Origin of the sequence: Methylobacterium sp. J-048 (assembly GCF_022829515.1) — a bacterium.
Taxonomy (GTDB): Bacteria; Pseudomonadota; Alphaproteobacteria; order Rhizobiales; family Beijerinckiaceae; genus Methylobacterium.
On sequence record NZ_JAKSYL010000120.1, the window covers coordinates 59244 to 77151 of the forward strand.

Here is a 17908-nt window from a genome sequence, read left to right on the forward strand (position 1 = left end):
GATAGTGGATGTAACGCGCGGTGAACCGGTACCCTGTCGAGCAGCCGATGCGCCAGCGCCGGCGCTCAGCCCGTGAGGCGGCGGTAACCCTTGGCGGTCACGCAGGGTTTTCAAAGGGATGGCAGGCGGCACGGAGCGGGCAGGGGCGGGGGGCCGATGGCGCAGACGATCGATCGCGGGACGCTGGACCGGCTGATCGCCCTCGGCCGGGCGCGCGGCGAACTGACCGCAGACGACCTGCAGGCCGCGCTGCCGGTCGAGCGCATGGATGTCGACGCCCTCGTGCTGGTGATGCTGGAACTCGACGCCGCGGGGGTCAGCGTCGAGCCGGAGGCGTTCGGGCCGCCCGTGGATCGGCCGGTCCCGGGATCGGTGACGCTCCCGGTGCAGCGCTCCGGAACGCCGCCGCCGGTCCTGCCCACGGGCGGGACGGGAGCCCCGGCCGTCGCGGCCGAAGCCGGGCCGATCCGTCCCGCAGCCTCGCCCGAGCGGGATCCGGACGGCAGCCGGGAGGTCACCCGGGCCGTCGCCCTGGCGGGCCTCGTCACGCTGCTCGTCCTCGGCGCCGTGCTGTTGATGCTGTGAGGGCCGACCGTGAGGTTTCCGGCCGGAACGCTTCCGCGGCCGGCTCCGTTGGCCCCGGCCCCGACGGACCAAGAGGACGAACCCGGACCATGCGCCAACGCGCCGACAATACCCTGGCCCTGCTGGTCGCGGCCCTGCGCGAGAGCGCGGCGCATATGGAAGCGCTGCTGACGCTGGCGCGGACCGAGATCGACGGCAACCTCCGGGCCATCGTCTCGCTGATCGCGATCGTGGGCACGATTCCCGTGCTGCTGATCGTCACCTTCTTCCTCGGGCTCGACGCGATGGTGAAGCTGCTGGCCGTGCCGTTCGGCTCCGAGGCACCGGCGGCCCTGATCGTCGCGGCGCCGTTCCTGATCGTGGCGCTCGTGCTCGGCTGGCTCGGCCTGCGCCGGATGGCGCTCTCGAACCTGGAGCCGTGGCGGACCTGGCGGCAGGTGAAACAGGACGCTCGCGACGTCGTGCGGCCCCGGGTCTGACGCGAGGATCGGTCCTGCGCTTCGGGAGCGCGGCACGCGTTATCGCGTCGGCGCCAGGATTGCGCTGAGGCCCGGATCGAGCGGCACGTCGAGGTGGCAGCACAGGCCCTCGGCCTCGAAGGCGAGGTCGACGAGGCCGTCGAGTTCGCGCCGCACCCCACCCGAGATCAGGCGCGTCCCGAAGCCGGCCCGGGCCGGCGGCTGCACCGGCGGGCCGCCGCTCTCCTGCCAGGTGAGCCGCAGGCGCAGCGTCCCGCCCTCCATCGTGGCGAGGGACCACCAGACCCGGACGCGTCCCCCGGAGACCGAAAGCGCGCCGTACTTGGCGGCATTCGTGGTCAGCTCGTGGATCGTCATCCCCAAAGCCAGCACGTGCCGGGGAGACAGGGAGATGTCGGGCCCGTCGAGGCCGATCTGGTCGCCGCCCGTGCGGTAGGGGTTCAGCTCGCTCTCCAGCACCTCGCGCAGGGAAGCGCCGCTCCAATCCTCGCGGGTCAGGAGGTCGTGGGTCTTGGACAAAGCCAGGATCCGCGCCTCCAGGACGCCCTCGGACCCGCGGGACTGGCGGGCCAGCGCCTGCACGGTGGCCAGCGTGTTCTTCACCCGGTGGTTCAGCTCGTGCAGCATCGTCACCTGCTGCTCCTGCAGGGCGCGGCCGTGGCGGATCTCGGCGTGCAGCGCGTCGGTGTTGCGCTGGAGCGCGGCCGCCATGGCGTCGAGCTTGCCCCCGAGGCGGCCGAACTCCGTCGCGCCGCGCAGGCCCGTGCGGGCGGCGAGGTCGCCGACCTGCCAGGCGGCCGCCGTTCGGAGCAGGCGATCGATCGGGCGGCGGATGAACATCCGGCCGGCCAGGAGCGCCGCCGCCAGGGCCAGCACCGCACCGAGGGCGATCAGAACCAGCCCGCGGCGCGTGGCGGCGTCGATATCCGCAAACGCCGCCGCGCTGTCGCGGCCGACCACCAGGCGCACCCCCGCGAGCGGTCCGTCCGGCATGGCGGTGGCGATGATCCGGGTGCGGCCGTCGAGGCCCTCGGCGATGCGCACGTCCCCATCCCCGGCCGTCAGCATCGCGGCGCGTTCCGGCGGAATCCGTTTGCCGATCCAGTCCGCCCCGTTCGGGCGCTGCGCGATGATGAGGCCGTCGTTATCCGTCACCGTGATGGCCGTCTCCGCCTGGTGCAGCGTCTGTTCCAGGTGGTCGGACAGCCAGTCGAGATCGACGGCGGCCAAGAGGACGCCTGTAGCCGGGACGCCGGTCGCGCGAATGCCCGTCGACGCCGCGACCGCCTTGTCGCCCGCGGACACCACCCGGGCGAAGTGGATCGACGGCCGTTTCGAGACGATGCCGAGCGCGTAGCCGCCGACCGCGAAGCCGTCCGCCTCGAGGGCGCGGCGGTGATAGGCCCGCGCGCCGCTCGAATAGGCCCCCGGCGCCGAACCGGCGCTGTCGCAGATCACGCTGCCGTCGGGATCCGTGAGCGCAAGCAGGATCACGTGCGGGAGCCGGGCGGCGGATCGCTTCAGGTACGCTTCACAGGCGGCGGGGTCGTGCGCTCGCACGGACGGGTCCCCGGAGATGAGATCGAGGGCCTGCCGCATCCGCTCCGAGAGTTGGGAGAAATCCTCCGCGGCGCCCCGCACCGTGGCGAGGGCGTCGGCGCGCACCGCCGCGTCGCGGCTCGCCCGCAGGGCGACCTCGTTGTAGCCCTGGATCGCCAGCGCCGGGGTCAGCGCCAGGAGCACCAACAGCAGGATGCGGGTCGTGAGCGACATGGACGGTCAGTCGAGGCCCGCGCCGGCATCGGCGACCCGGGATGCGGTGTATCCGAGGTCGTCCAGAATCCCGCCGATCAGGTCACGCACCACCGGCTCGTCCCCCACCACGAGCGCGGTGTCGCCGCGCTCGGCCCGGTTCAGCTCGCTCAGGCCGGTTGCCGTCTCGGGCGGCACGACTCCGTGGTGATGTGGCAGATAGAGCTTGACCGTCGTGCCGCAACCCGGCTGCGCATCGATCCGGGCCCGTCCGTCCGACGGTGTGGCGAGGAACGGGTCGAAGGCCCGGAGAGCGACCTGCGGGCTCATGCCGGTCCCGGTCTCGCCGACCGGAGTTCCGCCTCGTCCGCGCCCATGGTTCCGCTCACCGCCTGCGGATCACGCGGCATCGGCCGGATACGGCAGGCGCAAAAGTCGGGGCGGGATCGAAGGCTATACGCCGGCTCATCCCGGCCTTGTTGCAGAACCGGCCGACCCTCGCCAGCCCGCAGACGGGCTGGGCCGCGAAAGCCTGCGGCTTGCCTTAATGGTCGCGGCCGCGCGCGCCGCCCGCGACGGGACGCAGGTGCAGAAAGCTGCGCTCGCCGGTGGCCGCCTCCGCCACGTGCTGGATCGTGTCGAGCAGCTCGGTGACCGCCTGCGGCGCAGCCGGCCGGAACTGCGCCTTGGGCTCGACCCAGCGCTTCTGGGTGCGCCTCGCGGCGATCTGCGCCTCGCTCAGCGCATCGAAATCCCGGCGTCGCGTCATGGCTGAGCCCTCCGTCCGGAACTGTGCTGGCCCATGGTTGACGAAAGGTTAACGCGCCCCCGCGCATCGACGCCGCCCGATCGGGTCCCGGCGAGGGGGAGGGCTGCCGAGTCGCGGGGCTGGGCCGGGCCGGGCCGGGCCGGGCCGGGCTCGCGGGCGCTATCGCGGACCCGTCCGGCTCGCCAAGGTCCGAACCAGCCTGAGCAGCATCGCGCGGATGTGCTCGCGAAGATGAGTGTCGTCGCCCATGCGTCGATCTACGGCGCGCGGGCCCATGAAGTTTCAGGAACACGCCGTTTGGTGGGCGTCCCTACGCAAAAGGTTGGCCTTGGGCAGGAGCCGGCCACCTGTCCCACCACCCAAGGGCGTATAGCGGCGGCCGCATCAGCGCGCCTGATCTTTTGGTATCGGTAGTGTACCGATCTTTGAAAGAACGCTTTTGATGTGCGCCCGCACGATCTCTTTACTGCTCGAACTGTTGTCCGCGTTCTTCACAGCGGGCGGTTCTTCGGCGGTCGACATGGCAAGCCCCCAAGGTCAAGAGCGCCACCTCTTCGGGCCACAGAGACGTGGTTGGGCGGGCTATGGTCGAGGTTTATAGTAGATTGCGAAGTTTAAATCTCGGCACTCCAATAATGCGGCCGTGAAATTCACGTTTTAGCTACATTAAGGTTTATTGCACCCGGCGTTCGTTGCGGCTGCGTGTCGGACTACGTAGGGAGGTTCGTGCGCCCGCCAGAGGGTTCCAGCAGGGGGATGTCGGTGCCCGAGCGCTTTTACTTCGATGTCGAGAACGGCCGGGAGCGAATCCGTGACGACGTGGGCGTCGAGGTCGAGAGCCTGGAGGAGGCCTTGATAGAGGCGCGCAGCGTGATCGCCGAGATGGCGGCTTCCGTGACCACGGCCGCCTCCGGGGCGACCTGGACGCTCGTGGTGCGGGACGCGGCCGGGTCGGTGGTCGGCCGCCTGCCGATCCGACCGTGACGCCGCGATCAAAGAACCCGCCGCGGCACGGGCCGGGCGGGTCGAAGGTGATCTCGTCTCGGAGAAGGCCCCACCCTAGATCCCGCACGGCGTGAGAACATCCCCCATCCGAGGGACACCCGCCACACGATGGCGCGATGCGGATCCCGTGCGGGCGGGCGATCGAGCCCGATCCGAGAAGCCGCAACCCGGAACCCGGCCGTGCCTCAGCCCCCGAACGCCCGGGGCGGCAGGCCCGCTACGCCGACATCGAGCTCGAACAGCGCCCCGGCGTTGGTCTCGTGCTCGACGCCCCGCGACGCCGACGTGACGAACAGCCGGTCGAGCCCGGGCCCCGCGAAGGCGCAGCTCGTGATGTTGGTGGCCGGCAGCGGGATGGCCCGCAGGAGGCGTCCCTCCGGGTCCACCCGGCTGATCCGGCCCGCGCCCCAATGGCCGATCCACAGGCAGCCGTCGGAATCCGTGGTCATCCCGTCGGGCCAGCCCCAGGCCTCGGGAAAGCGCAGGAATTCGCGCTTGCCGGACAGGGTGCCGTCGGCGGCGAGGTCGAAGGCGAAGACGGTCCGGGCGGCGCTGTCGCTGTGATAGAGGATCCGGCCGTCGCGGCTGAAGGTCGGGCCGTTGGCGACGCCGTAAGCGCCGTCCATCCGCCGCCAGGTCAGGTCGGGATCGAGCCGGTGCAGAGCGCCGGAGATCGCGGTCTCGGCTTGGTGCATGCTCCCGGCCCAGATCCGCCCGGCATGGTCGACCTTGGCGTCGTTCAGGCGGTTGTCCGGATGATCCGGCTCCGGATCGCCGATCGGCGTGACCCGGTCGGCCTCCAGATCGAACGCCGCGAAGCCGCTCTTCAGGCCGATGATGAAATCGCGCCGCCGGGCGCGGGGGATGATCCAGCCGATCGGCTCCGGGAACGGGCGCGTGCCGGTCGCGCCGCTGGCGAGGTCGAGCCAGCGCAGGGCCGGCGCCTCGATATCGACCCAGAACAGCCGCCCCCGCTCCGGCACCCAGACGGGCCCTTCGCCGAGCCGGTCGCGCTCGGCACGGGCGACGATACGGAACTGTGCTTCCATGGATCGCCTCCTTCCAGTCCGGCGACGGGTCCCGGCCCGCCGCCTCACGCAGCCTCGCGGGCGGTGGCCGATCAGGCGCCGTCGGACGCGCCCCGGCCCGGCCGGCTGCCCCACAGCGCGAAGAACAGGACGTAGAGTTCGCAGGCGGCCGTGATCAGGAAGGAATGCTGCAGGCCGAACCGGTCGGCGGCCCAGCCCTGCACCACCACCAGGGAGCCGCCGGCGATCGCCATGATCAGCAGGCCCGCCCCCTCCTCGGTCAGGGGCCCGAGGCCGCGGATGCCGAGGGTGAAGATCGTCGGGAACATGACGGCGTGGAACAGCCCCACGGAGATCAGCGCCCACATCGCGAGCGGCCCCGTCGCGAAGGTCGCCACCAGCATCACCGCGAAGGCCGCGATGGCGGCGCCGGCCAGGATGGTCTCGGCGGAGCGCCCCTGCATCAGGTAGCTGCCGACGAAGCGGCCGACCATCATCCCGCCCCACAGCAGGAACAGGTAATGCGAGGCCTCGGTGTGCGTGAGGTTGCCGATCTCCGGCTGCGAGACGAAGTTGATGAACAGGTTCGAGACCCCGATCTCGGCGATCAGGTAGATGAAGATCGCGGGCACGCCGAACACGAGATTGCGGTGGCGCCAGAGCGACAGCTTTCCGCGCCCGGCCTTGGCGGCCTGCTTCGCGGCGTCGCCCCCGCCGCCGATGGCGGGGAGGGGGAAGCGGGCGATGACGACAGCAAGGACGACAAGGATCGCCGCCACGATCAGGTAGGGCAGTTGCACCGACTGCGCGTCGGCCAGCCGCTCGGCCGGGCTCAGGGTGGTGCCGGCGGCGACGTTGCCCGAGGCGGAGCGGCCGAGGATCAGGTAGCCGCCGAAATGGCACTCCCTGGCATTCCTGGGCACTCCACAAAGGCCTGATCATGCATGGCTTTTTCAAAGCCGGCGTCCCCAGCGGACCTCTGGCGTCCCCCCAAATCCGCGTTTATGATGTGGGTAGAAGCGCGGGTGAAAACCATATGCAGGGTAAGCTCACGGCCCTCGGCGTGGCAAGGTTGAAGACGCCGGGCATGTACGGCGACGGGCACGGCCTCTGGCTGCAGGTCACCGGCAAGGGCGCCAAGAGCTGGATCTTCCGGTTCGCGCTGGCCGGGAGAGCGCGGGAAATGGGGTTGGGCTCGGCTCACACCTTCAGCCTTGCCGAGGCGCGAGAGCGAGCCCGCGACTGCCGCAAGCTGACGGCCGATGGCATCGACCCGATTGAGACCCGCAGGGAAAAGCGTCAGGAGGCGGCGCTAGAGGCCGCGAGGGCAATCACCTTCCGATGCTGCGCCGAAGCCTACTTCGAAGCTCACAAGGCTGGCTGGCGCAACGACAAGCACATCGCACAGTGGTCGAGTTCGCTGGAGGCCTACGCCTACCCGGTGTTCGGGCACCTGCCGGTCCAGTCGATCGACACCGCCCAGGTGATGAAGGCGTTGGAGGCGATCTGGGCGACAAAGCCGGAGACGGCCAAGCGGGTGAGGGGACGGATAGAGTCCGTGCTCGACTGGGCTGCAACCCGGAGCTACCGGCGCGGTGAGAACCCAGCACGCTGGCGCGGCCACATCGCCAACCTGTTGCCGAAGCGATCCAAGGTGAAGAAGGTCAAGCACCACGCTGCGATGCCCTTCGCCCAAGTCCCTGTATTCATGGCCAACCTCCGCAATCAGGATGCTGTCGAAGCCCTGGCCCTGGAGTTCGCGATCCTGACGGCCGTCCGCTCCGGCGAGGCGACCGGCGCGCTCTGGTCCGAAATCGACATGGAAGCCGGGATTTGGAGCGTGCCGGCCGAGCGGATGAAGGCCGGGGTTGAGCACCGGGTACCGTTGTCGGCGCCGGCCCTTGCGCTCCTAGAGCGGATGCAGGGTGCCAGCGACACGCTCGTCTTCGTGGGCAGTCGCAGCAAGCGGCGCCTCAGCGACAAGGTTCTGCGCAACATGCTGGTGAAGGTCGCCAGCGTCGACGCGACGGTTCACGGGTTCAGATCGTCGTTCCGGGACTGGGCCGGCGAATGCACCGCGTTCCCGCGGGATCTGGCCGAGATGGCGCTATCACACACGGTCGGCGATGCAACGGAGCGGGCTTACCGACGCAGCGACTTGTTCGAGAAGCGACGTGAGTTGATGAATGCCTGGGCACAGCATTGTTCTGAGGCCCGGGCATGAAAGAACTTTGGACATGGGAGCAAATTAAAGCACGACACGAAGCACAAGATAAAAGACGCGCGGAAGAGGCTGAGCGCAATCTAAAGCGTCGAGTAGCCGAGATCGACTCCCATGTGCGGAGGGCACTGAGTTTTGATCACCTAAGTGCGAATGATCGAGGCGCGCTGAACTACGCTAAGCAAGAAGTCGTTCCTCGTTGGAACGATATCGAAAGCGCAATGCGGGAAATCGGGCAAATCAACCCAAATTTATACCGCAGGCTAATTAGAAATTTGGACGATTTCACAGCCGGCTTAGTGCAGGGAGCGGACAAAGGCGGTGTCACCGAGAGTGCGTGGCGGTACGTGCAGAAAAAAGTTTCAAGCAAGCATACCGAGCCAGGACGGAGAGCAGCAGCAGGAAAGCAAACCAAAAGGGATCAACTGTTAGACGAGCATTTTGGTGGCCTTGTAGACAGCGGCCTCAATGGCCAACGCCTCTTGGATGCCGTCCTTGAATTACTTGCGCACGAACCGCTTAAGCCGGGCCTTAGCAATCCAAGCCTGCGATCCGTCACCGCCTGGGCCACCAACTATCGCCGGACGGGCTCTTGGAAGCCTCAATCGAAAGCAAGTGCGCAAACCTAATAAGTCTGCGCGCAGAGTTATTACGATTGCGCGGCACCATGGGTCGACTGAAGACCGCTAACAGCCCAAATTGAAGTCATCCCCAGCAACTCCTGGGGACAGACCAAGGATAGCCGCCATGAACTACACGGTTCAAGGTGCCGCGGGAGAACCGCGTGCGCCAACGGGAAAGCTTTTGCATCGTACCAAGGATGCGCAGCAGATCCTCAGCATCAGCAACTCAACCTTCTACAGGCTGGTCGCCGCAGGGAAGCTGAAGGTCGTCAGGATTGGCGCGTCCAGCTACGTCCCGGATGAGAGCATCCGCACCTTCCTGACCTCTCTGGTGCAGGAGGCCGCGTAGCCGCATGGCCCATAAACAAGTTGAGGGACGGAGCGCCGGCCAGCGCTCACGTCCCTCGGAATGTCTATCTCGCCAGATTGACCATTCCGAAATAGCACCCGCCCCCTTCCGCGTCCATAGGCTCACCAGCCGCTTCGGCCTCTCGCCCGCCACCGCGGCGGTGCTCGCCGAACTCGCGTTCCCTCAGGTAGACACTTGGAGGGCCCGCGCATGATCACGGCCGCCACTCCCATCCATACCGCTACAATCAATGGCGTCGTGGTGCGCCTCTTCCGTGGGCCAGCGGATGGCCCCGACATGCCATGGCATGCCCATGAGGAGTTGCTGGCAGCGCTCGCGCTGCCACGCGACCTGCGCCGTACCCTGAAAGCAGCACTTCTGAAGAGCTGGAAGAAGTCCTGTCATACGGTTGAGGTCGATGACGACCCGGTGCTGATCGCGCCGCACTTCGTCGCTCAGGGCCTGATCGGCATGGCCCAAGAGATCGGGAAGGGCGTCACCACCACGCCCGACCTTGTCGACCGCGAGTATGCCCGTGCCGGTGTCGCCGCGATGAGTGCCCTCACGGCTCACATCCCGGCAGCAGCGGACCGTTTCACCTGGGCGATGCAAGCCTTCCACAATCAGGGAGGCCAGGCATGAGCACCGCTCCCGAGATCTGCATCGTGGCGATCGACCCCGGGCTGACCGGCGCCGTCGCCTTCTACTTCCCGGCCTACCCGGAACGGGTGTCCGTGGACGACATGCCGGTGGTGAACGGTGAGGTCGACGCGCACGCCCTGGAGCGGCGTATCCGGCAGCTCGCCCCGGCGCTCGCCGCGGTCGAGCGGCAGGGACCGCAGCCGCGCGACGGGTGCAAGCAGGCGTTCGGTATCGGCGCGGCCTACGCCACCGCCAAAACCGTCGCCACGCTGTGCCACCTCCCGGTGCACTTGGTGACGCCCTCGGTCTGGAAGCGGCATCACGGAATCCTCGGTGCCGCCGATCCGAAGGAGGCCGGGCGGGCGCTCGCCCTGCGGCTGTTCCCGGCCTCGGCCGAGAGCTTCAGCCGGAAGAAGGACCATGGGCGCAGCGACGCTGCCTTGCTGGCCCGCTTCGCCGCCGACACGATCAGCCGGGGAGGGGCCGAATGAACGCGCCCTTCCACAGCCCCGAACGGGCGGCGATGGCCGTTCACACCTTCGACGCCGTCGCCGAGGCCGCGTCGATCGCCGAGGCCTACTCCCGAATGGCCTCGGAGATGGCGGCGATCGGCGACGCACGCGCCCTGAGGTACGCGCTGCGTCAGGCCGCCGTGGCTCTCAGCAGCGCGGCAGACGCCGCAGCGCTGCTCAGTCCCTCCGGCTCGCGCGGAGGCGCCTGATGTCAGAACGCGCCTACAACGACCCCTCGCTCGACCGGGCCGACCCGTTCTGCGGTTGGCCCGGTCCGGATCCGGACTCTATGCCGGAAGCCAAGCCAGTAATCCGTGCGCAGCCGTTCCGGTGGCGGGATCCGACGACGATCCCGCCGCGGGAGTGGGTCTATGGTCGGCACCTGATCAGACGGTTCCTGAGCACCACGGCGGCGCCCGGCGGCGTCGGCAAATCCAGCCTCGCGCTGGTTGAGGTGATCGCCATGGTCACCGGCAGGCCCTTGCTCGGTGTGTCGGTGCCGAAGCCGCTCCGGTGCTGGTACTTGAACCTTGAGGACCCGCTCGAAGAGATTGAGCGCCGCGTCGTGGCGATCTGCCTGCACTACAGGATCAAGCCGGCCGAGATCGAGGGGCGCCTGTTCCTCAACTCCGGCCGGACCACCAGCATCGTCATCGCGAGCACCACCCGCGAGGGCACCAAGGTCGCCGAGCCGGTGGTGGATGGCTTGACCCGCGCCATCCTCGACAACCGGATCGACGTGCTGGTGATCGACCCGTTCGTTAGTTCGCACCGCGTCACCGAAAACGACAACGCCGCCATCGACATCGTGGCCAAGGCCTGGAACCGCGTCGCGGAGGAGGGCAGGGCGGCCGTAGAGCTGATCCACCACGTCCGTAAGGGCCAGAGCGGCTCTACCGGCGAGTACACGGTCGAGGACGGCCGCGGTGCCGGGGCCTTACTCGCCGCCGCCCGAAGCGCCCGGGTGCTCAACCCCATGACCAAGGAGCAGGCGGACCGCGCCGGGCTGCCGACGAACCGTGGCTACTTCCGTGCCGACAATGGCAAGGCGAACCTCGCCCCGCCACCAGATCGGAGCGAGTGGTTCCACCTCGTGCCGGTCGAACTCGGCAACGGGCCGGCGGACTCTATCGATGCAGGTGACTACGTCGCCGTCGTCGAACCCTGGCAGTGGCCGGACATGCTGGAAGGTCTGACGGTCGATCACCTCCGCAAGGCGCAGCGCGCCCTAATCGACGGCCGGTGGCGTGAGAACGCGCAAGCCAAGGACTGGGCCGGAGTCCCGATCGCAGCGGCGCTCGACATTGAACTGGACGCCGTTGGCCGGAATCGGGTGAAGGCGATGCTTCGGACGTGGATCGACACCGGCATGTTCGTGGTCGTTGAGGGCACCGACGAAAAGCGCAACAAACGGTCGTTCATCGAGGTAGGTGAGGCAGCCTAAAATGGGGGTGCCCCGCCCCGCCTCACCTTGCCCCCCCCTAAAGGGGGTGGGGCAGGTGTGGCAGTGGGGCAAAGCACCTGAAGCGCCTCACCGCCACACCTTGCAACGCCACACCTTTCAAAGGTGGGGCAGGGGGATAAAAGACGAGGCCAGATAGCAGGCGGATAGACGCCGGAAAGCCACGCTTTAGCCAGTAGGATGAAGGCGAGCCGCTAGGTGGATTGAAAGACGATTAGATGGACGCGCTCGCTGTGGGGATCGGTTCGGGATAGGGTTTGAAAGAGGCGCTCACGCACGCACCACGCCGCCGATTAAATCTGACGCTGGCAGCGCGACTCTCCGAAAACCCCTAGCGGCGGAAATGCTATCCGCCGCCGAGACCGAAAAGCAATGCAACGTCAACGCGTTGGATTTCAGGCCGGAGCGCTACCCACATCCCGCCCCACGATCACGGGCGTTTCTAATTCGATCCGGTGCCGACCTTACTGCTTCGGCTTCTGGCTCGGCGGGGCCGACTGATCGGTCTGCGGCTCCATCTTGGACGAGTCCGCTTTGGTGGGCGTGTTGTTCTCGGCCTTCTTGTCGTCGCAGCCGGCCACGCCGACGGCGAGCAGGGCGATGAGGGCGAGGGGCTTCACGGCGCTCATGGCGGTCTCCAGCCTGTCCGGTGACGGGCGCGGTGAACGCCGGGTGGGCAGCCCCCGTTCCGCATGTCCCTTCCTGCCCCTCAGCGGATCAGTAAAGCCGGTCTACCGTGATGGGGCTGACACCTATCGGCGCGAGGCCCAATTCGATCCTACGCCGCTCCTTCGGGCCGCAGTGGTCGTCCCGGAATGCGAAAACGACCATGCCGGTGCGTTCGCAGGTTACACTCACGGATGTCGCGCCATTTCGAGTGTGCTGTCGCGGGTACTGCGCCAAGGCGTGGGCAGTAGCAGCCTCAATGCTGCATGGCCAAAGCTTTGTGGCCACAACCCTTTGATCCTTCAAGAACTCGATCTTGTAGGCCACTGATTCCTCCATTTTCGGCCACCATACGAGTTCTGGCATGGGGCGGAATGCAGTCGATCCGCATGCCTCCGAGGCGGCACATGCGGCCCACACACCCCTCGCAGGCAATGGTCTGATCGGCGACGGCGATGGTCGCAGGGATCGTGAGCTGGAACGGCCGGGAACGTCTAGGGACTACTGAGGACAATACTTGGTAAAATTAGACAAATACGGACAAATCGATTATATACGACAGACCACAGCCGGTCGGTCGAATGTCAATCCAAACACAGCCCGCTAGTCCTCGTTCCCCCAAGCAGCGCTCAGCGCTGGCCAACGGCAGCCGGCCGTTCCTCGTCACCGTGCCGGGCAGCACCGAGGCGGCAAGGCACTACAAGTCCGTGCTGGACGAGGTTGAGGCCGAGCGCGGCGGCAAGGCCGCCATGTCGGTCACGCAGCGCGAGGCGGCCCGTGCTTATGCCGGGCTGGCCGTCGAGCTAGCCAAGTTGCACGCGGCCATGGCCGGCGGCCAGAACGTCGACCTAGAGGCCCTAGGTCAGATCGGCGACCGCATGGACCGCCAGGCCCGCAGGATGGGGCCGCCACGGGCTCCGGAGCGTCCTGGGCTGCGCAGCTACCTCGCGGGCAAGGGCGCCCGCTGATGAAGATCTTGTGCAGCATGCGGGAGGCTCTTGAGGATGACAACGTCCTCGGGCGCTCCTTGCCGGGCGAGTCCTGGCGCAACTGGCGCACGCTGCTGATCGCTAGCCGGGGCGAGGCGCTAACGGCTGAGGAGCGGGAGATCTACCGGGAACTGACCACGCGCGAATGCGAGCCCGCGGAGCCGGTTGACGAGTTCTGGAGCGTGGTTGGCCGTGGCGGTGGCAAGACTGCGGCCCTGAGCACGGCGGCAGCCTATTTTGCGGGTTGCGTCGAGCACGAGGGCCGCTTTAAGGCCGGTCAGCGCGGTCGCCTTCCCGTCATCGCTGTGTCGAAGTCCACCGCGGCTGAAGCATTCAACTACCTGAGCGGCATCTTCGGCGAGTTTCCATTCTTCGCTGATCTAGTCGACGGCGATCCGACATCCGACACGATCCGGCTCACCAACCGGGTCGACATCATGGTGATGGCGGCGAGCTTCCGGACTGTGCGTGGAGCGACCTTCGTTGCGTGCCTGTGCGACGAGCTTGCCTATTGGTCGATTGAAGGGATGGCTAATCCCGACAAGGAAATCTTGAGAGCAGTAAGGCCTGCACTGGCTCGCTATGGCGACGCACCTCCTTTCGTCCTCAGTTCGCCCTACGCCAAGCGCGGCGAATTGTACGAGACGTACAAGGACCATTATCGGCCTGGCGGCGATCCGCGCGTGTTGGTCGTCCAGGCGCCGACCCTAAAGATGCACGACACGCCGGACCTTCAGCGTGCGGTTGCCCGCGCCTATCAGAAGGATCCCGAGTCGGCACGAGCCGAGTACGGTGCTGAATTCCGGGAGGGCATCTCGGATTTCGTCAGCCGCGAGCTGGTGGATCAGTGCACCGACTTCGGCGTGCGCGAGCGCGAGCCGGACCCCAACGCCCGCTACACCGCCTTCATCGATCCGTCCGGCGGCACTGGCAAGGACGCGATGACCCTGGCGGTCGCGCATCAGGACGCCACCGGGAACATCGTGGTCGACCTGGTAGTCGGGGTGAAGCCGCCGTTCTCGCCGGACGCTGTCTGTCAGCAATTCGCAGCGACGCTGAAGCCGTACCGGGTCAGCACAGTAGTCGGCGACAACTACGCCAACGAGTGGCCTAAAGAACTGATCCGCAAGTACGGGATCACCTACGAGCAGTGCCCAAAGGCCAAGGCGGGGTTGTACATCGAATTCCTGCCGCTCTTGAACAGCGGCAAGGTTCGACTGCTCGACCACGACAAGATGCGGAACGAGTTGTTGAACCTTGAGCGTCGGACAAATTTCGGCGGCAAAGACAACATCGATCACCCGAACAACGGGCATGACGATTACATCAACGCCGTTGCTGGCGTGGTCTGGGCTGAAAGCAACAAATCTAAGCCGCTGATCATCAGCAAAGAACTGATGGAGTGGGCCAAGCGCCCGACTGACTACAGCCGTCGCCATAGTGATCCGATGGGCATCCGCTTCATGAGAGGTTTTTGACTATGACCCCACTGCACATGCCGCCGATCGGCTCGGTCGCCGGCTACACCCTCACCGCAACCCGCCGCCCCGCGCTGCCCCGTGACCGAGTGAACGGCGCCGGCGTCGTCGTGGTCGAGATGTCGAACGGCTCGGAGACCCACGAGGTCGCCGCCGTCGAGGACCACGCCGGAGCACCTCGGGAGGCCCGGGACATCGGCCTCGCCATCATCGCCGCCTTCGCGGCCATCGGCACCAAGGCCGCGGCCTGAACCAATCCAGGAGGATTCCCTATGCCCGAACGCATGAAATTTTGCGCCTCGATGTCGAAGTGCAGCCAAGCCTACACCGTTGGTAAGCCCGGCACCGTCCGGATCGCCAAGGATCGCGCCCCCCTCGACGAAGAGAAGCTCAACAAGCTCATGTCCTTCCTGGCGGACAAGCTCTCGCCGGGGGACTTCGACCAGTTTCAGGATCTCATCGACGACGTGGTCGACGATGCCGAGGAGACGAACCCGAGCGAGCAGATGGCTCAGGACGGCTACTCCAAGTCGACGCGCCGCACGATTCGTCGCGCTCACCGCAACATCGCCCTAGGCTTCGACAGCCGGCCTGCAGGTCTTCCCGGCGCCGCGCCTCGTATCGCCCACGACGCCGCCGGCTTCGCCTCCCGGTTCCCGGACGCCACCCGGATCAAGTCCGACCCGACGCCCGCCGTCCATCATGGCTACACGCAGTCCAAGCCACGGTTGGCGATGGATGCCGCCCAGTCAAAGTCCCTCGATGAACGGTTCGGCACCGGTCGCATTGGGCACGCCTCCTGATGGCTTCTCGGGATCACCGGCAGGGTACGGCGCTCGTGCTCGTGTCCGAGCCGCCCATCCGCTCGGTCGAGCGCCAGACCCTCGCGGACGCGCTCGACCTGCTCGCCGAGCGCCAGCGCGGGCTGGAGAACTGCCGCGCCGCTATCCGGGCGGCGGAATCCATGGAGGCCGAGGCGGCGGGCGCGCTGCACGTAGCTCAAGCTGACCTGAACCAGGCCAAGGAGGATCGTGCCGCGGAGATCACCGCCGCGGCTGCGGCCGGCGCCGCCGTGCCGTCCAGCGATCGACAGCGCCTCGCTCGGCAGAGGGTGGGCGAGGCTGAGGACGAGCTTGAGGCCGTCCGGCAGTCCGTCGCCTCAGTGCGGGTGCCGTTGGAGGACTGGGAGTACTGGACCGAGCAGGCCAACGATGTCGTGCGGACGGCTGTGGCCGACGTGGCGGCCACCGAGTTGCCCGCGGCCATCGCGGTGGCGATGACGGCCATCAAGAACGCCGAGACCTGCGTTCGCACCGCGCAGCTCATCTACCAGGCTGGCGCGGACCGGCGGTCCCATGACGAGGCCGACAAGCAGCGTCAGGCGACCATGAACGGTCTGAATGCGCTGGCCAACGGGAACTGGACGACGCGGGACTTCAGCCGCGGCACGGCTCCGAACTGGCTGCAGGCCGTGGCGCGACTGCGCACTGATCCGGACACCGCCTTCCCCGAGCTTCAGGCCGTCGCGGATCTGCTGCCCGGCGAACCCGGCCCTGGCGCGTCTGCGCGCTGATGAGATGCCGCGTGATCATCCCTCTTCCCCGGGTCGGCTTGGGCGGGTGAGCGCGGCGAGTGTGGCTGGTCTGGCCACACGGCGCCAAGCTGTCGAGTGGCGCTCACGAAGTAACCGACGGCAGGCGGACCGAGCTTGTTCATGGTCCGGTGCCCCGCCCCGACATGGCTCCCGGCGCACCCCGTGCCGGGAGCACTGAGCCCAAGGCACCAGCATGGCGTTCACCCGAAAGCATCTCGACTTCAGCTTCCAGCTTGCCGAGGGCAACTTCCAGGGCGGCGGCAACAAGGCCGAGGTGAAGAGCCACCGCGCGTCGGTTCAGATCGACAATATGGGCGCCCCCGACATGGCGAAGTGCCAAATCGCGATTTGGGGCATGCCGCTGTCGCTGATGAACCAATTGACGACACTGGGGAACGACGTAAATTCGATCGGCAAGAATTTCGTCAGCATCTACGCCTACGAAGAGGGCGGCCAGAAAAGCTACGTGTTCAAAGGCACGATCAATGTAGCCTTTGCCGACCTCCGTGCGCAGCCGCAGGGCTGCTTCCGCGTCGAGGCGATGGTCGGATACTACGAGCAGATCATGAAGGCGGAGCCAACCAGCGCGCCCGGCTCGCAGGACGTGGCGCAACTGTTCAAGCAGATCGCCGGCAAGGCCGGGCTTCAGTTCGAGGATGGCGGCGTCAAAGCCAAGGTGATGAACCCATACCTCTGGAGTAGCCCGCGCATCCAGATGAAGCAGCTTGGCCAGATGGCCGGGGTTAGCTGGGACATCGACCGCGACAAGCTATCGATCTGGCAGCCGCCGCAGGCCCGGCCGGGCGCGGCTGTAGAGATCGGGCCGGATACGGGGATGGTGAATTATCCCACGTTCACGTCGTCAGGCATCGAAGTGACGACGCTGTTTAATCCAAATCTGAAGTACGGCGGAACGATCAAGGTCAAAAGCGAACTTACCCCCGCGTGCGGCCAGTGGTATATTTTCCATCTCGGTGCTGAACTGGATGCCGATATACCGAACGGCAAATGGTTTTCGACCTTCTCTTGCTCCAGAATACAGGTCTGACCTATGGCTGGTGAGTACGACCACCTCCTGTCCGATCCCGCCGTCCAGGCCGCCATCGCCATGCAGCGCGAGGCCGAGCGTCTGTGGGTCGTCGACCCCGAGAAGCACCCTGACCCGCAGTTGTGGGCTGCTGTGCTGACGGTAATCGCCTTCGCCCAGGCGGGTGGGGACTGCGAGCGCGTCCGCAACCTGTCGAACGGCCTCCGGCGCGATGCGCGGCGCGAGCGGACGGTCCTCACGGTGGTGGGGGACTAGCGATGGCGAAGGTCACCGGCGGCGACAAGATCGAAGCTGCGCTCAAGGAGATCGCCGCACGGATCGGCGACGGCACGGCGGTCCGCATCGGCTTCCTCGAAGGGTCCACCTACCCGGACGGCACGTCGGTGCCGATGGTGGCGGCCATTCAGGAATTCGGCGCCCCGGCCCGGAAGATCCCGCCGCGCCCGTTCTTTAGGTCGATGGTGGCGGACAAGAGCCCGACCTGGCCGAAGGCTATCGCGAACCTGCTGGTCGCCAACAAGTACGACGGCCGCAAGACGATGGCCCAGGTCGGCGAGGCGATTGCCGGCCAGTTGCGCGAGTCGATCACGACCTTCTCGACGCCGGCCAATGCGCCCTCGACCATCGCCCGGAAGGGCTTCGATAAACCCCTCGTTGAGACCGGCCACCTCCTGGCGAGCGTGTCCTACGAAGTGAAGGACTAGGC

Annotated in this window: 24 protein-coding genes; 18 read left to right on the forward strand and 6 right to left on the reverse strand. The window is 67.0% G+C overall.

All coding sequences use genetic code 11. From position 1 onward, the window contains the following. Window positions 1–156: 156 nt before the first annotated feature. Together MKL09_RS09700 and MKL09_RS09705 are read left to right on the forward strand one after the other, a co-directional pair. Window positions 157–585 (forward strand): RNA polymerase sigma factor region1.1 domain-containing protein, encoded by a 429-nt coding sequence (locus tag MKL09_RS09700; protein WP_244019800.1) that lies wholly within the window; start codon window positions 157–159, stop codon window positions 583–585. Window positions 586–674: 89 nt separating this feature from the next. Beyond that, window positions 675–1064 (forward strand): phage holin family protein, encoded by a 390-nt coding sequence (locus MKL09_RS09705; protein ID WP_244019801.1) that lies wholly within the window; start codon window positions 675–677, stop codon window positions 1062–1064. Between the two features lie 39 nt (window positions 1065–1103). Here the strand turns inward: MKL09_RS09705 and MKL09_RS09710 are convergent, their stop codons facing one another. The 3 genes from MKL09_RS09710 to MKL09_RS09720 all read right to left on the reverse strand — a co-directional run bounded on the left by MKL09_RS09710 (window position 1104) and on the right by MKL09_RS09720 (window position 3585). Then, complete coding sequence (locus tag MKL09_RS09710) at window positions 1104–2837, reverse strand: HWE histidine kinase domain-containing protein (protein ID WP_244019802.1); 1734 nt, start codon at window positions 2835–2837, stop codon at window positions 1104–1106. Window positions 2838–2843: 6 nt separating this feature from the next. Further along, entirely contained in the window at window positions 2844–3146 is a 303-nt protein-coding gene (locus MKL09_RS09715) for a hypothetical protein (protein ID WP_244019803.1), read from the reverse strand. 214 nt (window positions 3147–3360) lie between these two features. Then, on the reverse strand, window positions 3361–3585 hold the full coding sequence (locus tag MKL09_RS09720) for a hypothetical protein (RefSeq protein ID WP_244019804.1): 225 nt from the start codon (window positions 3583–3585) through the stop codon (window positions 3361–3363). 756 nt (window positions 3586–4341) lie between these two features. Between MKL09_RS09720 and MKL09_RS09725 the strand changes: the two genes are divergently transcribed. Further along, entirely contained in the window at window positions 4342–4569 is a 228-nt protein-coding gene (locus MKL09_RS09725) for a DUF6894 family protein (protein ID WP_279605773.1), read from the forward strand. 206 nt (window positions 4570–4775) lie between these two features. On the opposite strand, the gene MKL09_RS09730 is transcribed toward MKL09_RS09725, so the two are convergent. Together MKL09_RS09730 and MKL09_RS09735 are read right to left on the reverse strand one after the other, a co-directional pair. Next, window positions 4776–5639: an SMP-30/gluconolactonase/LRE family protein gene (locus MKL09_RS09730; protein WP_244019806.1), complete on the reverse strand. Its 864-nt coding sequence runs from the start codon at window positions 5637–5639 to the stop codon at window positions 4776–4778. Between the two features lie 71 nt (window positions 5640–5710). Beyond that, complete coding sequence (locus MKL09_RS09735; protein WP_244019808.1) at window positions 5711–6541, reverse strand: hypothetical protein; 831 nt, start codon at window positions 6539–6541, stop codon at window positions 5711–5713. Window positions 6542–6654: 113 nt separating this feature from the next. On the opposite strand from MKL09_RS09735, the gene MKL09_RS09740 reads away from it, so the two are divergent. The 7 genes from MKL09_RS09740 to MKL09_RS09770 all read left to right on the forward strand — a co-directional run bounded on the left by MKL09_RS09740 (window position 6655) and on the right by MKL09_RS09770 (window position 11409). Then, window positions 6655–7842, forward strand: a complete 1188-nt coding sequence (locus MKL09_RS09740) for a tyrosine-type recombinase/integrase (RefSeq protein WP_244019913.1) — start codon at window positions 6655–6657, stop codon at window positions 7840–7842. Next, window positions 7839–8468, forward strand: coding sequence for a hypothetical protein (locus MKL09_RS09745; protein WP_244019810.1), 630 nt, complete (start codon window positions 7839–7841; stop codon window positions 8466–8468). The genes MKL09_RS09740 and MKL09_RS09745 overlap by 4 nt, the downstream gene beginning before the upstream one ends. 118 nt (window positions 8469–8586) lie before the next feature. Further along, on the forward strand, window positions 8587–8811 hold the full coding sequence (locus MKL09_RS09750; protein WP_244019812.1) for a helix-turn-helix transcriptional regulator: 225 nt from the start codon (window positions 8587–8589) through the stop codon (window positions 8809–8811). Window positions 8812–9021: 210 nt separating this feature from the next. Further along, entirely contained in the window at window positions 9022–9453 is a 432-nt protein-coding gene (locus MKL09_RS09755) for a hypothetical protein (protein ID WP_244019814.1), read from the forward strand. Beyond that, window positions 9450–9944 (forward strand): hypothetical protein, encoded by a 495-nt coding sequence (locus tag MKL09_RS09760; RefSeq protein WP_244019816.1) that lies wholly within the window; start codon window positions 9450–9452, stop codon window positions 9942–9944. The genes MKL09_RS09755 and MKL09_RS09760 overlap by 4 nt, the downstream gene beginning before the upstream one ends. After that, window positions 9941–10174, forward strand: a complete 234-nt coding sequence (locus MKL09_RS09765; RefSeq protein WP_244019817.1) for a hypothetical protein — start codon at window positions 9941–9943, stop codon at window positions 10172–10174. The genes MKL09_RS09760 and MKL09_RS09765 overlap by 4 nt, the downstream gene beginning before the upstream one ends. 80 nt (window positions 10175–10254) lie before the next feature. Further along, window positions 10255–11409: an ATP-binding protein gene (locus MKL09_RS09770; RefSeq protein ID WP_244019819.1), complete on the forward strand. Its 1155-nt coding sequence runs from the start codon at window positions 10255–10257 to the stop codon at window positions 11407–11409. Between the two features lie 482 nt (window positions 11410–11891). Here MKL09_RS09770 and MKL09_RS09775 read toward each other — a convergent pair whose 3' ends face one another. Beyond that, window positions 11892–12056: a hypothetical protein gene (locus MKL09_RS09775; protein ID WP_244019821.1), complete on the reverse strand. Its 165-nt coding sequence runs from the start codon at window positions 12054–12056 to the stop codon at window positions 11892–11894. 618 nt (window positions 12057–12674) lie between these two features. On the opposite strand from MKL09_RS09775, the gene MKL09_RS09780 reads away from it, so the two are divergent. The 8 genes from MKL09_RS09780 to MKL09_RS09815 all read left to right on the forward strand — a co-directional run bounded on the left by MKL09_RS09780 (window position 12675) and on the right by MKL09_RS09815 (window position 17906). Next, window positions 12675–13061, forward strand: a complete 387-nt coding sequence (locus tag MKL09_RS09780) for a hypothetical protein (RefSeq protein WP_244019822.1) — start codon at window positions 12675–12677, stop codon at window positions 13059–13061. Beyond that, a complete protein-coding gene (locus MKL09_RS09785) occupies window positions 13061–14560 on the forward strand; it encodes a hypothetical protein (protein ID WP_244019824.1) in 1500 nt (499 codons plus the stop codon). Before MKL09_RS09780 ends, MKL09_RS09785 begins: the two co-directional genes overlap by 1 nt. Next, window positions 14557–14811 (forward strand): hypothetical protein, encoded by a 255-nt coding sequence (locus MKL09_RS09790; protein WP_244019826.1) that lies wholly within the window; start codon window positions 14557–14559, stop codon window positions 14809–14811. The genes MKL09_RS09785 and MKL09_RS09790 overlap by 4 nt, the downstream gene beginning before the upstream one ends. A 21-nt stretch (window positions 14812–14832) precedes the next feature. Beyond that, window positions 14833–15363 carry a hypothetical protein gene (locus MKL09_RS09795; protein ID WP_244019828.1) on the forward strand — a complete coding sequence of 177 codons (531 nt, stop codon included), beginning with the start codon at window positions 14833–14835 and terminating at the stop codon, window positions 15361–15363. Then, window positions 15363–16133 (forward strand): hypothetical protein, encoded by a 771-nt coding sequence (locus MKL09_RS09800; RefSeq protein WP_244019829.1) that lies wholly within the window; start codon window positions 15363–15365, stop codon window positions 16131–16133. The genes MKL09_RS09795 and MKL09_RS09800 overlap by 1 nt, the downstream gene beginning before the upstream one ends. A gap of 214 nt (window positions 16134–16347) precedes the next feature. After that, window positions 16348–17202: a baseplate hub protein gene (locus MKL09_RS09805; protein WP_244019831.1), complete on the forward strand. Its 855-nt coding sequence runs from the start codon at window positions 16348–16350 to the stop codon at window positions 17200–17202. Window positions 17203–17205: 3 nt separating this feature from the next. Next, window positions 17206–17457 carry a hypothetical protein gene (locus tag MKL09_RS09810; protein WP_244019833.1) on the forward strand — a complete coding sequence of 84 codons (252 nt, stop codon included), beginning with the start codon at window positions 17206–17208 and terminating at the stop codon, window positions 17455–17457. A gap of 2 nt (window positions 17458–17459) precedes the next feature. Further along, a complete protein-coding gene (locus MKL09_RS09815; RefSeq protein WP_244019834.1) occupies window positions 17460–17906 on the forward strand; it encodes a hypothetical protein in 447 nt (148 codons plus the stop codon). Window positions 17907–17908: the final 2 nt, after the last annotated feature.